This window comes from Treponema rectale, from assembly GCF_014202035.1.
Classification (GTDB): domain Bacteria; phylum Spirochaetota; class Spirochaetia; order Treponematales; family Treponemataceae; genus Treponema_D; species Treponema_D rectale.
On sequence record NZ_JACHFR010000002.1, the window covers coordinates 264641 to 279992 of the forward strand.

13 protein-coding genes are annotated in these 15352 nt (G+C 36.9%); 5 read left to right on the forward strand and 8 right to left on the reverse strand.

What is annotated here, in order from left to right; translation table 11 throughout:
• Positions 1 to 58: 58 nt before the first annotated feature.
• The 3 genes from HNP77_RS05835 to HNP77_RS05845 form a co-directional block, all read right to left on the reverse strand.
• The gene (locus tag HNP77_RS05835; protein WP_184652237.1) at positions 59 to 1402 is read right to left on the reverse strand and encodes a tetratricopeptide repeat protein; all 1344 of its coding nucleotides are present in this window, start codon (positions 1400 to 1402) and stop codon (positions 59 to 61) included.
• A 93-nt stretch (positions 1403 to 1495) separates the two neighbouring features.
• Entirely contained in the window at positions 1496 to 2665 is a 1170-nt protein-coding gene (locus tag HNP77_RS05840) for a pyridoxal phosphate-dependent aminotransferase (protein ID WP_184652238.1), read from the reverse strand.
• The gene (locus HNP77_RS05845; protein ID WP_184652239.1) at positions 2662 to 3156 is read right to left on the reverse strand and encodes an Lrp/AsnC family transcriptional regulator; all 495 of its coding nucleotides are present in this window, start codon (positions 3154 to 3156) and stop codon (positions 2662 to 2664) included. Before HNP77_RS05845 ends, HNP77_RS05840 begins: the two co-directional genes overlap by 4 nt.
• Before the next feature lie 134 nt (positions 3157 to 3290).
• On the opposite strand from HNP77_RS05845, the gene HNP77_RS05850 reads away from it, so the two are divergent.
• Positions 3291 to 4121 carry an undecaprenyl-diphosphate phosphatase gene (locus HNP77_RS05850; protein WP_184652240.1) on the forward strand — a complete coding sequence of 277 codons (831 nt, stop codon included), beginning with the start codon at positions 3291 to 3293 and terminating at the stop codon, positions 4119 to 4121.
• A gap of 209 nt (positions 4122 to 4330) precedes the next feature.
• Here HNP77_RS05850 and HNP77_RS05855 read toward each other — a convergent pair whose 3' ends face one another.
• Together HNP77_RS05855 and HNP77_RS05860 are read right to left on the reverse strand one after the other, a co-directional pair.
• Positions 4331 to 5449: a hypothetical protein gene (locus tag HNP77_RS05855; RefSeq protein ID WP_184652241.1), complete on the reverse strand. Its 1119-nt coding sequence runs from the start codon at positions 5447 to 5449 to the stop codon at positions 4331 to 4333.
• Positions 5450 to 5492: 43 nt separating this feature from the next.
• Positions 5493 to 8294, reverse strand: coding sequence for a PQQ-binding-like beta-propeller repeat protein (locus HNP77_RS05860; RefSeq protein ID WP_184652242.1), 2802 nt, complete (start codon positions 8292 to 8294; stop codon positions 5493 to 5495).
• 56 nt (positions 8295 to 8350) lie between these two features.
• Between HNP77_RS05860 and HNP77_RS05865 the strand changes: the two genes are divergently transcribed.
• The 4 genes from HNP77_RS05865 to HNP77_RS05880 all read left to right on the forward strand — a co-directional run bounded on the left by HNP77_RS05865 (position 8351) and on the right by HNP77_RS05880 (position 11783).
• On the forward strand, positions 8351 to 9307 hold the full coding sequence (locus tag HNP77_RS05865) for a diacylglycerol/lipid kinase family protein (RefSeq protein ID WP_184652243.1): 957 nt from the start codon (positions 8351 to 8353) through the stop codon (positions 9305 to 9307).
• An 84-nt stretch (positions 9308 to 9391) separates the two neighbouring features.
• Positions 9392 to 10054, forward strand: a complete 663-nt coding sequence (locus HNP77_RS05870; RefSeq protein WP_184652244.1) for a TVP38/TMEM64 family protein — start codon at positions 9392 to 9394, stop codon at positions 10052 to 10054.
• A gap of 104 nt (positions 10055 to 10158) precedes the next feature.
• The gene (locus tag HNP77_RS05875) at positions 10159 to 10965 is read left to right on the forward strand and encodes a CDP-alcohol phosphatidyltransferase family protein (RefSeq protein ID WP_184652245.1); all 807 of its coding nucleotides are present in this window, start codon (positions 10159 to 10161) and stop codon (positions 10963 to 10965) included.
• A 2-nt stretch (positions 10966 to 10967) separates the two neighbouring features.
• The gene (locus tag HNP77_RS05880) at positions 10968 to 11783 is read left to right on the forward strand and encodes a phosphatidylserine decarboxylase (protein WP_184652246.1); all 816 of its coding nucleotides are present in this window, start codon (positions 10968 to 10970) and stop codon (positions 11781 to 11783) included.
• On the opposite strand, the gene HNP77_RS05885 is transcribed toward HNP77_RS05880, so the two are convergent.
• The 3 genes from HNP77_RS05885 to HNP77_RS05895 are packed head-to-tail and all read right to left on the reverse strand — an operon-like array spanning position 11759 to position 15308.
• On the reverse strand, positions 11759 to 13057 hold the full coding sequence (locus HNP77_RS05885; RefSeq protein WP_246428873.1) for a hemolysin family protein: 1299 nt from the start codon (positions 13055 to 13057) through the stop codon (positions 11759 to 11761). The two genes, HNP77_RS05880 and HNP77_RS05885, sit on opposite strands and share 25 nt — an antisense overlap.
• Complete coding sequence (locus tag HNP77_RS05890) at positions 13050 to 14303, reverse strand: hemolysin family protein (RefSeq protein WP_184652247.1); 1254 nt, start codon at positions 14301 to 14303, stop codon at positions 13050 to 13052. Before HNP77_RS05890 ends, HNP77_RS05885 begins: the two co-directional genes overlap by 8 nt.
• Positions 14304 to 15308, reverse strand: coding sequence for a thioredoxin family protein (locus HNP77_RS05895; protein WP_184652248.1), 1005 nt, complete (start codon positions 15306 to 15308; stop codon positions 14304 to 14306).
• Between the last annotated feature and the right edge of the window lie 44 nt (positions 15309 to 15352).

The following is a 15352-nucleotide window of genomic DNA, read 5'->3' on the forward strand; positions in this document are numbered from 1 at the left end:
TCGGAATGACATAAAGATTCTGAATCAAGTTCAGAATGACATAATTAAAATGACATAATTAAATCGAAATAACTTTTAAAACTTTAACGAGTTCTGATTTTTCTATAAGATCAATAGGGCGGCCTTCCGTATACTTACGGCCTTCTTCTGTAAAAGTTCCGGCACTTACACAAAATCCACGGTCTGCTTTTATATCCTGAATGTGACCATGGAATTCACGTACATAAAGTTCTCCTGTAGAACCTGAAGTCCTGAAGAAACGATAAACTTCTACGTTACTCCATTTAAGTGTAGAAACATCCGCAACTATATCCGTAAACACTGGTCCGACATTTATATCCTGAATTTTAACGAGGGCATTCTTATAGCGTGCAGCAATAAACTTACGGCACAAGGTTACGAAATCACTGCTTCCTGCACTAAGATAAATCTGAAGGTTAGAGTTCTGACTTAATTCCTGATAACGGCTGATAAGTGCATTTACGTCTTTATAATTTGAATTAACATTTCGTATTGTTTTTAAAAGAGTAAGACCTTTTGCAACCTGATTCTTTTCAAAATAAACCTGAGCAAGATTATATTCAATTTCAAGTTTTATTTCCGGAAGGGCATTCTCATGTTTAAGACCGATTTCAAAATCCTGAATTGCCGTTTCGCTATCACCAACTTTTCTGTGATAAACACCTGCATGAAGACAAGACTTTGAACCATAAACAGGATCCGGCCTTAAGTGCATAAAAACCTTTATAGCTTTTTCGCCATGTCCTTCTTCTGTCATAGCATCTGCCATATCATAAAGAGCTTCTTTATTGGAAGGATCTTCATCAAGAGCTTTCTTAAAACAAGGAAGGCTGTCACGATACTTTTTTGTAAAATAAAGCGCCTGTCCTAAATAGAAGTAAACACCTTCCGCATCTGACTTTGCAATAAGGGCTTTTTTAAAACAGGGAATTGCCTTTTCATACTGCTGGCTTTTAAAACATGCAAGACCAAGATAATAATTAACTTCAAAATTACGGGAATTAAGTTTATAAGCTTCAGACAGAGACATAACTGCTTCCTGAAACTTATTCTGATGAACGGCACAGATTCCGCATCTTAAAAGAACTAGAAAATATTCTTCTTCCGTAAGTTTTTCCCGTGGAAGTTTTGAAAGCTGCATATAAACAGGAAATGCCTTATCCCATAACTGTTTTGAAAAATAAATGTCTCCTATAGGAAAAAGCCCTTCCGGATCATAGGGATCCTTTGCAAGTTTTTTATTTGCCAGACGAATTATCTGTGCCTGATTCTTATGTTCTCCAGAACCACCGGCAGACATTCCTCCGCCTTTTTTTCCGAATATAAGCATAAGCACAGCTATAAGAGAAATTACAACTACTCCGGCTATAAGATAAGTCATTTTTCAATAAACCTCAAATTTTTGTAAATTATCGTCTGGTATACTTATTTAGTATCGGCAATAATCCATAAAAAATTGAATTTTTTGAATTTTCTACTTTCTGTTTTCCTGAACAAACTGCTTTATCCTGTCCAGGGCGACTTTTATCTTTTCTATACTCGTTGCATAGCAGACACGTATATGTCCTTCTCCGCCAAGACCAAACACACTGCCCGGAACAACCGCAACATTATGCTGCTGGAAAAGTTTAGTGGCAAACTCTTCACTGGTCATACCAGTTGAAGAAATATCCGGGAACATATAAAAAGCACCCTTTGGCTCAGGAACAGGAAGTCCCATGTCATTAAATGCCTTTACCATGAGGTTTCTTCGCTGCTGATAACTGATGCGCATTTTTTCTACATCTTTCCATCCGTGGCGAAGTCCTTCAAGAGCTGCATACTGACTGAATATAGGAGCACAAATAGTATTGTATCCATGAAGTTTAACAATCTGTGCAAGAATTTCTGCAGGAGCTGCAATATATCCGATACGCCATCCCGTCATTGCAAAAGATTTTGAAAATCCATTAAGTACAATGGTGTAATCTTTCATTCCGTCAAATGAACCTATGCTCACATGTTCTGCATCTTCATAAGCAAGCTCACAGTAAATCTCATCACTGATAACCCAGATCTGATGTTTCTTACATACTTCTGCAATTTTTGCCAGTTCTTCTTTAGGAATCATTGTTCCCGTAGGATTATTTGGAGAACAAATCATAAGGGCTTTTGTTTTTGGAGTAACAAGAGATTCAATCTGTTCTGCTGTAGGATAAAAATTATTTTTGCTTGAATCTACCGGAACAACCTTTGCATGACACAACTCTGCAAGAGGAGTATAGTTTACGTAACAAGGCTGACTTACAAGAATTTCATCCCCTTCATTAAGAACGGCACGGAGAACAGCATCTACACCTTCACTTGCACCTACAGTTATAAGAATTTCATTTACAGGATTATAATCCATTCCATAACGGTTCATGTACTTTGCAATTTCTTCACGAAGTTCAAGAAGACCCCAGTTACTTGTATAGCTTGTATGTCCTTTTTCAAGATGATAGAAAGCTTCTTCCCTCATGCACCATGGCGTCGGAAAATCCGGTTCACCAACAGACAGAGAAATTACATCATCATGTCCGATAAGCATTTCAAAAAATTTACGAATTCCACTTGGAGGAATTTTCTGTATTGTCGTACTCAATCTGTCTTCACGAGTATTCATGCCATAGCTCCTTCACGACGATCGCAATCAGTTTCTACATAAACGATGTCGTTTTCTTTATATGTCTTAAGAATAAAACAGGTCTTTGTAGCTCTTACGCCCTCAAGAGTTGATAATTTACGGGCAACAAAGTCAGCTACTTCCTGAAGAGTATCTCCTTCGATTATGACCTTAAAATCATAACCGCCGCTCATCAGGTACAAAGATTTTACCTGCGGGAATCTGTATATACGGTCAGCAATTCCATCAAAACCATGCTCACGCTCAGGAGTAACCTGAATTTCAATTTCTGCACGAACCATTTCTTTTGCGCTCAAATCTTTTTCCGGATTAATTATCGCCGCGTACTTCATGATTACGCCGTCATTTTCAAGCTTCTGAATAATGGCGCTGACTTCTTCCACGGATCTTTTTGTCATGGCAGAAATGTCTTCAACTGAAATACGTCCATTGTCACGCAATAAATTTAAAATTTCTTCTGATTCGTTCATGTTTAACTCCACTGCTGTAGATTATACCGACTATCATAACTTTTTTCATCAATACACGGAAATTTTTTAGGTGATTCAATTAAATGAATTCCAACTTTTCTTAAAATCTTATAGTCTGATAAACGGAGAAAAAAATGTCGGTCTTACAAGGAATTATTTTAGGTTTTATTCAGGGAATCGCAGAATTTCTGCCTGTTTCATCCTCAGGACATCTTAAACTTGCTCAGCATCTTTTTGGATTAAAAGAAGTTCCTCTTCTTTTTGATGTCCTGCTTCATCTTGCAACACTTTGTTCTGTAATTTTATTTTTCAGAAAAAAAATATGGAATCTGTTATGCACTTTTTTCAGACTTATTACTTTCAGAAAAATAAATTCTGAAGACACTGTCCTTGCAGAAAACGAAATGAAAAACAGAAAAATGATTCTTGCTGTAATTCTTGCAACTCTCGTAACCGGAATCATCGGAATATTTACATCAAAACTTTTAGATTCAGATTCTGTTTCTATTAAACTCATCTGCGCCGGTTTTATCATAACAGCAGTGCTTCTTATAACTTCTGCTTACGTAGAAAAACACATCAATAGTAAAACAGATGTGCCATCCTGGATTCAGTCTTTAATCATAGGATTTGCCCAGGGTATCGGTACACTTCCGGGAATTTCAAGAAGCGGTTCTTCCATTGCAGGTGCCTTGTACAGTAAAGTTGACCGGGTTTCTGCAGGAGAATTTTCTTTTATAATTTCCATACCTGCCATCCTTGGAGCTTTTATCCTTGAAGCAAAAGATTTAGGAAATGTAAAGGAATCTGTTGGAGTAGTTCCTGTTGCTGCCGGATGTATTACAGCATTTGCCAGCGGATTTTTTGCACTGGCATTTTTAATGCGTCTTATAAAGAAAGGCCGGCTTGAATGGTTTGCCTGTTACTTAATTCCACTGGGAATCTGCGGAATTATTTTTTTCTAAATAAAAACTTCTAAAAAAAGGGGCTGTCCAAAAAGTTCAAAAAATGTCATTTTCGGGCTCAAAAAGTGTCATTTTCGGGCCCGACCCGAAAATCCCTCTCCATGAGATTGCCGCATCAAGTGCGGCAATGACAAGCTGTCGAGCACGGCAATGACTCATCATCTAGTTCTATACACTAGGATGTAAACTTATTGGTCATCCCCATTATTTTATTTTATTCCTTTAGCCCACTTATTAATCTGAACACCGGAAGGTGTAGTTTCAGGCTCAAAAGAATCTCCGTCTTCAAGATCCATTATTTCATTCTCAACACAACCAAGAACGGCATCAAAATCTTCACTGTTCACATCAACATCCGAAATCGGAGAACCAAAACCGGCTGACTTATAAAACTTAGAAAACTTTGCCGAATCAAAGCCTTCATTTTGACGTGATACATAAATATTCCACAAAACCCGGGCACACAAAATTTTTGTCATAACCTGATTTCTGTCTATGCCTTCCTGAAGTTCATAAGGTGCAGAATTTAAAACAGAGCGCGGACTGAAAATCCCTTCTTTTTTCAAAACTTTATACAGCTCTTTTTCTGAAAGAGTTTTTCCGGAAGTATAGGCATCAAACAAATCTGTAGTATCCTGAGTAATCAGAAGCATTTCACTTAACGTAATCTGATTCTTCAGCAGCAGTTCCTGAATTTTTTTATTATCAGTAACATCTTCAACACTGCGAAGTTCCCATGCAGAACTTTTAATAAGACCGTAGTACTCAGCATAATGTTCCGGAAGCATCATAAATGCCTTATCAAAATAAACAACACTCTCTGAAAAGTTTTTTCCAAAGTATGCCTGTATTCCACGTTCAAGAATAAGAAGTGCATTTTCATTACTTCCGGCAACAAGATCTTCACTGTTAAGATTTTTTATTTCTCCAAGACGCACTCCAAGAATTATTGTCTGGGAATCGCCTTTACATGAAGCAGTAGAAAGCTTATAAAAATCTTTTGCTTTAGAAGTTTTTCCGGCAATAAGATATGTTCTTCCTTCAAGAGCATAAAGTCGTGCAAGAAGAGCTTTATTCATTCCGGCTTTTTCTATGGAAGTCTGAATGTCTGCAAGAATATAATTACAGTCTGACTGTAAAGTTTTTGCATCAACAAGCTTACATATAGATTCACTGTCTGCCTTTATTAATTTTTTTTCTATGCGAAGAACGTCTTCTGTCTGAACCTGAGAGTCAGTAGACATGATGATATCCTTCTGCAAAGAACGGCAGCTGAATGACATTATTGCAGCAAAAGCTATAGCCCCGTAAAAAAACAATTTTTTCATTTTACTTCCTCCGTTTTTTTACTTTATATGATTTCAGAAAATCTTATTTCAAATTCCATGCATACAGTTTCTTATCTACAGTAAGGGCAAAACATTCTTCCCTGTTGTCTCCGTTAACATCTGCAAAGGCAGGTTTTCCCCATCCGAGAAGAGGATATCCGTAAACCATTTCAAGATTTGAATCAAATGCATGAATTACATTAGAGTCTGGCGTAACGTAAATATTTTTTCCTGCACTGATAAATCCGTCTTTTGCTGATTCGCACGGAACCTTTACAGAAAGAACCGAACCGTCTGTTCCAACTCTATAAAGAACTGAACCATAAGAAAGCGCATAGAAATATTTTCCGTCTGTTACAAAATTCTTAAAGAATATTCCGTCGAGCTTTACCGGTGTTCCCGTTACAGATGCACCGTTCTTCCAGATAAAGGCCTGACCGTTCTGAGTAACAAATGCTGCATAAAGATCCTTGTCTTTCTTCATAAGTGCCGGAGATTCATAACCGATGGAAGAAACCATAAGGCGGCTTTCTTCAGCAGAGTTTTCGTTCAGAACAATAATGCTTCCTAAGAAACTCTTATCATAAACTGCAATCGTATCTCCAAGAACAGCCGGTGCTGATTTTACTGAACCGGAAAGTGAAAGTGTACGGGAAGTTACATTTCCTTTTTTATCAACAAAAATTAAATTGCCGTTTTCTGTAGGAATGACAGCCTTTTCTTTTGTACATGAAAGTGGAGCCGAAGGTCTTTCATCAAGAGCGATAGGGAAATTCGGCATAGATTTAAGTTTATTATCCAGAAGATTAAGTTCTCCTTTTTCTGTCAAAGTCCACAGACATCCGTTTTTATTTAAAACTTCACTTCCAGCTTTTATATAAGTTTTGTAATCGCATTCCTTTGTATAAACCTTTGTACTCGGAACTCCCATTGCTTTTATGACACGGTCATTTTCAATCCAGAAAATAGAAGTACCGCTCTTTTCAAGAATACCGTTTGTTTTTCCTTCAAGCGGAACCGGGAATCCCGGAACACAATGCATGTCGATAATGTGTTTTGAAACTGCTTCAATCTGAATTTCAACATAATCTCCGTGCAGTCCCAGAGTAAATCTTCCGTTTGAATAAAGCTGGAGAACTTTTGCAAGTCCTGCATTGCTTCTAAGGAAGAACGGAACACTTCTTTCAAGATTATAGTAAAGGTCAATTGTATTCTTATTGCCGGTTGAACCGACTACAGATTTATAAACTTCACTATCAACAAGCGTAAGCTCTTTCTTTGCCGCACCGTTGATTCCTGCAAGAGTTTCAGGATTCTCTGAGAAATAAATATAACCTTCTTTTACCATATAATATGGACGAGGAATATTTACATCAAACAATGCGATAATGTTCTGAAGGAAATCCGGAAGCATAATACGGCGCATCCTCATTCCGTCAAGAATCAAACTTGAATCTTCTTCTATTACAATTGAAGAAATAAATTTGTTGAATACAAGTTCCCGCTGGTTTTCATCATCAATCTTAAGAACAAATACCGGATCATTCTGATTTTCAAGACCGAGGGCTGCAAATTCACTGCCGGTCCATGAGAAAATCATTTCTTCAATAGAAAGACCGAATACTGTTCTTGATAATTTGTTTCCTGTAGCCCAAACTTCATCTGCCTTCTGTTCTTTAGGAATATAACTGAAAGCAACATCCTTTAATTCTGCAAAGGTTCCTGCATTTAAAATCGTATAATACTGAACGTTTTCTGTAAGGTGTGACAAAAGTTTTGGTTCTTTAGAATTTCTTCCTATAATTTTTGCAAGGGAATCACTGTCTGCATTTTCTTTTTTCAGAGGAAGGGATGCCTTAAGTTTTATATTGTCATTTGTAATTGAAAGAGAAACTTCAGTAAGGGTATCTTCAGAAATTACAGCAGAAAGACGTGAAAGCATCGGGCTGTCTTTTACCGCACCGTCTGCAAACTTCCTTGAATCAACAAGAACCTTTATAGGATCCTTTGATTTTGAAGTCATTAATTTCTGCTCTTCTTTAGAATAGTTATTATTATTTGTACCGACAGCCTTTTTAAGAAGTTCTTCTTTCTGAGCAACAAGAACCAGGTTTCTTACAGGTTTTATATAAATAACGTCTTCTGGTTTTTCTGCATTTCCATCTTTAGCAGGCTGTGAAGAAGTATCACGGTATTCAAAAAATCCAGTTTCTGAATTATAGGTAATTCCCTCAATTTCAATAAAGTTTAATGCCGGTTTTGCAAGGCGGGTAGCAATGGAAAGATAACTTAAATCAACGACAGCAAGAAAATCAAATTCATTTTTTTCATTCGGATAAAGAGCAATATCAGCCCTGCGGGAAGCAAGAAAACCAAGTGCAGGATTTTTTCTCCATTCAGCACTCCTGAACTCCATAAACGGTTCACGTAAATCCGCAAATTCCGGATCACTGAAGAATAAATCAGCCGCATCAAGATCTGCCATAGGTTCTGCTGCAGCCCATACAGAATCCATATGAACATAAACAGTAAAGCCTTCCGGAATAACCTCAAGGACATTTTTTCTATGAAGGGCACAAACTGCCATCACAATAAACAGAATAAGAACAACGGCACAGACAACTTTAAGAATACCGCCAATCAAGCGAAGTAAAAACGGTTTCTTCTTTTTTACTTCCTTATCAAAAGCTTTTTCTTCCTGCACTTCCGCAGCCTTCTCTTCAGACGGAACAGTTTCATCAACTTTATCCGTCTTAAACTCTACCTTTACATCTATATCTTTTTCCGATACAGAATCTGCCTCTTTCTCAATCTGAGATTCGCCATTAACGTTATTTTCTTCCATAAATAAATTATATTATAAACATTAACACTTGTTCAAATCGATGTTATACTTTTGTGATGTATTATTTTATTGTTAATAAAACCGGTGGAAGCGGTAAAGCCGTTAAACGCTGGAATAAATTGCAGAAATTTCTTAATAAGTCAAATATTGAATACAAAGTTATCTTTTCTGAATACGTAATGCACGCAAAAAAGATTGCTTCTGAATTATGCAGCCTTAACGAAAAAGTAAAAGTTATTGTCGTAGGCGGAGACGGCACTCTTAATGAAGTCATAAATGGAATTACAGATTTCTCTAAAATTTCTTTGGGAATAATTCCCGCCGGCTCCGGAAATGATTTTTCAAGACAATTTAAAATTCCACGGCACAATTCAAAAAGAGCCTTTAAGAAGATTCTCCGCAATCAGGCTTCAGGTAAAGAAAAATTTATTGATTTGGGACAGGCCCGCTTTACCACTGAATCCGGAGAAGAAAAGAACCTGCTCTTTTCAATAAGCAGCGGAATGGGATTTGACGCCCTTATATGTGAAAAAAATGATTCCTCAAAACTGAAAAAGGCCCTTAATAAAATGCACATGGGAAAATTCAGTTATCTGGCTATTTCCCTGCAGACCATTTTTTTAATGAAGCCTTTTGGTGCAACAGTACATTTTGAAGATGCCGGTACACCAGAAAACAGTACTTTACGCCTCGACCACATGATTTTTCTTGCAGCAATGAATTTCAGGGCAGAAGGCGGCGGTATAAAAATGAGTCCGATGGCTGTTCCTGATGACGGTTATTTTACAATATGTGCCGTCAGCAACGTAAAAAAACTCCTGCTTTTACAGAAATTCCTGCTGCTGGCAACGTCACTTCATGTAAAAAACAAGAGTTTTACCTTCAGAAACACGGCAAAATTCAGCATAAAGTCCGATGTTCCAGTAACAATTCACACAGATGGAGAATTTTTTACGAATATCAGTGAAATTCACTATACCTGCCACCACAACAAGCTTTCTGTACTTGTGTAGTGAATTAATAAAGAATTTTAGTTTTTAAAGGTTTCATTAAAACTAACTGACTTTATTTATATAAAATGTTATATTTGTACTGCTATGAGTTCAGAAACAAGCTTAGAAGATTCATCAGTAAATAACACTGATGAACACAATAATTGTACTTCTACTGATTCCGCACCAAAGAAAAAAAGTTATTTTAAATTAACTCTTACAATTTTGTTTTTAATAGCTTTTGTAATAGTCGCAGGATTCTTAATCTATCAGTATAAACAGGGAAGTTTTAAGAACTGGCAGACTTTCAAGAATTATATAAACAGTTTCGGACTTTTCGGACCAATCTTCCTTACAATATTCCAGTGCGTAAAAGTTCTTTATGTAGTTATTGCCGGCGGTATCGGCTGTGCTGCAGGCGGCGCTTTATTTGGGCCTCTTGTAGGATTTATCTGCAACTATATCGGAATTGTCAGCGGTTCAATCCTGGCATTCTGTATTTCTAAAAGATTCGGACCTTCATTCATGCACATGCTGTTTTCTGAAAAGAAAATCAACAAATACATGACATGGATGAATAAATATAAAAAGCATTATACGATTTTCCTCTGGATTGCCATCTGTTCACCTATTGCACCGGATGACTTCCTCTGCTACTTTACCGGAGCGTCAGGAATGTCCTACAGAAGATTCCTTCTGATAATATTTACTGCTAAAATCTGGAGTATTCTCGGTTACAGCCTTATTTTTGGACTGAATTTTCACTAATTGACAGAATTTAAGTGTACCAGGGAAGCTTGAATTAAACCTTGCTTCACTTGTGGTATATTTTCTTCCAATATTGTAGAATTGGTAATCGGAGAGAGTTTAAAATGTTAGGTGTTTACAATTATACAGTTATTCTTACTTATTTAGGAATGCTTTTTTCTTTTGCAGGAATACATTTTGTTTTTTCTGAAATGGACAGAAGCTTTATTCTTGCTCTTCTTTGTCTTATGGTTTCCGCCGTTATGGATATGTTTGACGGCAAAGTTGCTTCAACAAAAAAAGACAGAACTCCAAGTGAGAAATTATTCGGCATTCAGATTGATTCCATGGCAGACATCATCAGTTACGGAGTTTTCCCTTCTCTGATTGTTTATAAGCTTGCAACCCTTTCTGAATTTAAATCAGCACATCCAAGCGGAAAATACGTTGTAATCTGCATCTGTGCTGCATATCTTTTATGTGCCCTTATCCGTCTTTCTTACTTTAATGTTGAAGAAATGGAACGCCAGACTCAGACAGATGAATGCCGCCATGAATACCGCGGTCTTCCTGTAACAAGCATTGCTCTTATTCTTCCATTCGTATTTATCGTAAGTTATTTTTCCGGTTCATCAGAACCACCTGTTGTTCCATGTGCCTTCCTTCTTGCCGTAATGGGACTTGCATTCATTACACCGTTTAAGCTTATAAAGCCGCTTTTCATCGGTAAAATAATCATGATCATCATAGGACTCATGGAACTTGTACTTCTTCTCTGCGGCAAAGCATACATCCGTGAATCAAAAACTGATCATAATAATCCTTCTGCTCCACAGCAAAGCTTAATCTGGGACTCAAAAGTTCATCCGGAAACTGTTGACGAAACAGTTTTAGAACAGATCCCAGTAACTGAAGCTGAAGTGGAAAACTAAGTATGGCAGCAAACGATAAATCTGTTGAATTTTTATACGGAACTAAATTCGGAAGAATGCTTCTTGAATTTGCACTGGCAATACGCATTCCAAAATTGCTGGGGGCTTTTTTAAGAAGTCCGCTTTCAAGATTTTACATCAAGAAATTTATTGCTAAAAACGGCATTAACATGGATGCCTGGCCTGATGTAAAATTCAAAACCTTCAACGACTTCTTTACTCGAAAAAAAGAAATTACTTTTGACAGCGAACCGTCCCACTTTATCAGTCCAAGTGACAGTCTGCTCAGTGTATACGATATAAAACCGGACAGTACTTTTTTTATAAAAGGTGCCGATTATTCAATCAGTGATTTTCTGCAGAATTCTGAACTTGAAAAAAAATTCGACGGCGGACTTTGTCTTGTTTTCAGACTCTGCGCTACAGATTATCACCGCTACTGCTACATTGATGACGGTCATATTGATGACAATCATTTTATTCCCGGAAAACTCTACAGCGTACAGCCGCTGCCTCTTGAAAAGTTCCGGGTGTTTACAAAAAACAGACGTTCCTGGGCTGTACTTCACACCAGAAATTTTGGTGATATTGCACAGATAGAAGTAGGAGCCTTCAGCGTTGGCGGAATTATAAATCATGATTCAAATGCAGACTTTAAGAAAGGTTCTGAAAAAGGATACTTTGACCTTCACGGTTCAACAATTGTTCTTTTAATTCAGAAAGATAAAGTTGAACTGCTTGAGGAAGTAAAAGCTGCAACTGCCGGTGATAAAGAATACCGCGTAAAATGCGGTCAGTTCATCGGTACTGCAAAATAGTTTCCGATAAATTTAATTCTAACACTTTGAATGCGGCGTGCACTCTGGTCTTCTACCATATAAAGCACGCCGTCTTTTTTATACACAGCGCCTATGCTAGGTAATTCACCAAAACGCTCCAGCAGCCATCCGCCTAAGGTATCAAAGTAAGAACTGTCCAGATTAAGATTTAAAACTTCATTTACATCATCAATTTTAAGATCACCGGGAACAAGAAATTCCGTAGAGCTGATTACAGTAACTCTACTTTCAGGAGAAAGTTCTGAACTGCCGTATTCATCCGTCATACGTCCAAAAACTTCCCTAAGTATATCGTCCATCGTAACGATTCCTGCCATACTGCCATACTCATCAACAGCTACAGCAAAATTGTTATGCTCGCGCTTAAAGGTTTTAAGCAAATCTTCTGCAGAAAAGGTTTCAGGAACAAACAGAACCGGGCGCATGCAGATTTTAATAAAATCCTTACTTTTCGTAATGAATTCATCTGCAAAAAGAACAGCTTTATAATGAAGCACACCTACAATATTTTCAGGCGTTCCTTCATAAACCGGGATGCGGGAATATCCTGAGTCAGCAAAAACTTTAATTACTTCTTCAAGAGTATTTTCTATGTTAACGTATTTTATCAGAGAACGGTGCTTCATGATTCCGTGAACCGTAAGATCTGAAAATTCAAAAATACGGTCAAGCATTCTCTTCTGATCCGTTTCAAGAGTACCTTCATTTTCTCCAAGTTCGAGAAGTGTTTTAAATTCCTCCTCAGTAATAATCGGACGCTTTTTCTTAATAAAGATTTTTTCTGTAAGTTCAATAAATTTTGTAAGCTGAGAAAAAATCCATACTATCGGAAAAATCAGAACCTGAATTACAGAAACCGGAACAGCACTCATCTGTGCAGTCTCTTTAGTTTTTACAGCCGCATAAGTTTTTGGAAGAACCTCTGTAAAAATAATTATAAAAATACTTATCACAGCCGTTCCATAAGAAACATAAGCTGCTCCCGCAACTTTTAAAGTAAAAGCCGTTGCCAGAGAAGAAGCCAGAGCCGTTACAAAATTTGTTCCTATAAGAACTGTAGAAATCAAACGGTCAAGATTATTTTTTAAAACCTGAACGCGCTTTGCATGTTTTTCATTATCCTTAATCATCTGCCTTACTGTAATTCTTGAAATGGCAGTATAGGCAGTTTCTGTCGAAGCAAAAAATGCGCCGCAAAAGAGAAGAAGGATTTCTGCAAGTACAGGACAGACTATCATAAGTACATCATTCATTTTCTGCTCCCAAACTCCTTATTAAAACTGCAGAGACCCGCTTGTCATCCATCTTTGTAACCGTAAACCTGTAATTTTCTTTTGTGATGCCTTCTCCTTCTTCAGGTATATGTCCGAGAACTTCAGAAATATAACCTCCGATTGTCTCACAGTTTTTTGAATAAAGCTTTATGTTCAGCTGTTCATTAATATCCGTAAGCCGGGACAGTCCGTTTACTTCCGTATTTTTTTTATTGTTAATTACAACATCAACTCTTTTTGCATAAGGTTTATATTCATCTGCAATTGGACCGAATATTTCGCGGGCAATATCTTCTGTTGTAAGAACTCCATTTGTTCCGGAATATTCATCTATAACAACTGCCATACTCTGATGATTTTCCGTAAGCATCTGCTGAATTGAAGACATTTTTTTTGTCTCAAGAATAAAAAGGGGCGGACGCATGACCTTTTCAACAGAAAATTCCTCTACACAGTTTTTATAAAAAAGCAAATCTTTGACGTAAAGAATTCCTACGATATCATCTATATCTTTTTTATAAACCGGAAATCTGGAAAGTCTGAACCTTTCTGAAAACTCAACAACATTTTTATAATTTTCATTAACAGAAATAGCCTTTATTTCTTTTCGGGGAATCATAATGTCTTTAGCTTCAAGGTCACTAAATTTAAAAACCTTATGCATCATGGTCTTTTCGCTTTTTTCAAGCACACCATGTTCACCGCTGACATCAATAAATGTTTTTATCTCATCTTCCGTAAACGAAACTTTCTTTTCGTTAGTCTGAACTTTAAAAATCTTTAGAATAAATCTTGAAAAAGCAGAAAAAACAGAAACAAAAGGATACAGAATTATTTCAAGAAAAACGACAAATCCGCTGAAAAAAAAAGCAATCGGTTCCGGATGATGAGTTGCAAAAGTTTTTGGAGAAATCTCTCCGAACACTAAAAGAATAAGCGTAGATATAAAAGTCGCAATTCCCACACCGGCACTGCCGAAAAGCTTTATCGAAATATATGCAAGAATTGATGACAGGGAAATATTAACTATATCGTTAGCAACCAGCAGAGTGTTTATAAGCCTCTCTTTATCACTGAGAAGCTTCCACACTCTGACAGCCGCTTTATTTTTCTGATCCCGTAAAAAACGGATGCGAAGTTTATTTGCTGCAAGAAAAGCACTTTCTGTTGCAGAAAAAATCATCGAGAGAAGAATTAAACCAATTGCAACAAAAACAAGTATCATCTATTTTGTTTGAGCTTTATACTGCTGTCTTGCTTTTTCAAGCTGATAAAGAATATCTGGTCCAATCTCATTATTCGGATCACAGTCATATGCTTTCTGAAGATAATCAACTATTGCGCCGTAATCATAACTTCCTGTATCTTTTCCTTCCTGAAGTTCTACAAGAGCTGCCATAAAATACATATTCTGACGTTCTGCTTCAGAAAGATGATTGTCTTTATTTTCTGCAACTGTTACATAAACAGCAGCAGCATCCCTTCCGTGAACAAGTTCATCATAAGCATCAAAATATGCCTTTGCCTGTTCAAACTTACCGAGATTACCTGTTTTGTTTTCCGGATCATATTCAGGATATGAAGCTATAAGATCCCGCAACGGAGCAAGATATATTGCCGGTGTCGCTTCATAAAGTTCATTAATTGCTTCTGCCTTTTCTATTCCTGAAGACTTACGGACTTTTTCTGCAAGAGAAGAAAGCTTTTCTATCTGAGCTGAATGACAGGCTTTTTCAAAACCTGTAAACGTAGAAGTTTCATCCGTGTAAATAACAGAATCAAAATACCAGCCTTCCTGACTTAAAAAAAGAACTGTCGGATACTGGTTTACGCTATAAATATCACGGGCAATATAATCTCTTTCTGCAAAATCTTTCTGTGCTTTTTCTATACGGTCTGCTTCTTCCTGAGAATCATTTTTTGGAAGATATGCCGCATTAAATTCCCTTTCTGCAAAATCAAAATTCAGGAATACAAAATCATCTGCATATTTTATAAGAAACTGTTCTGATTCAACAACATTCTTTTTAAACTTATTGCTGTAACGGTCCCAGTCTGAACCTGTAAATAAAAACATAATGCCTTTATTATTTTCTGCAGCAATCTTTTTTGCAGCTTCAAAATCTGTCTGCCATACAAGTTCCGGGACTTTCTGTTTTTTTGAACAGCCGGCAGCACTCAAAAGAATTACTGCTGCACTTATAAGTTTAAAAATTTTCTTTAATTTCATTTTAATTCCTAACAAATAATTTTGACGATAAAAAAGGGAGTCCG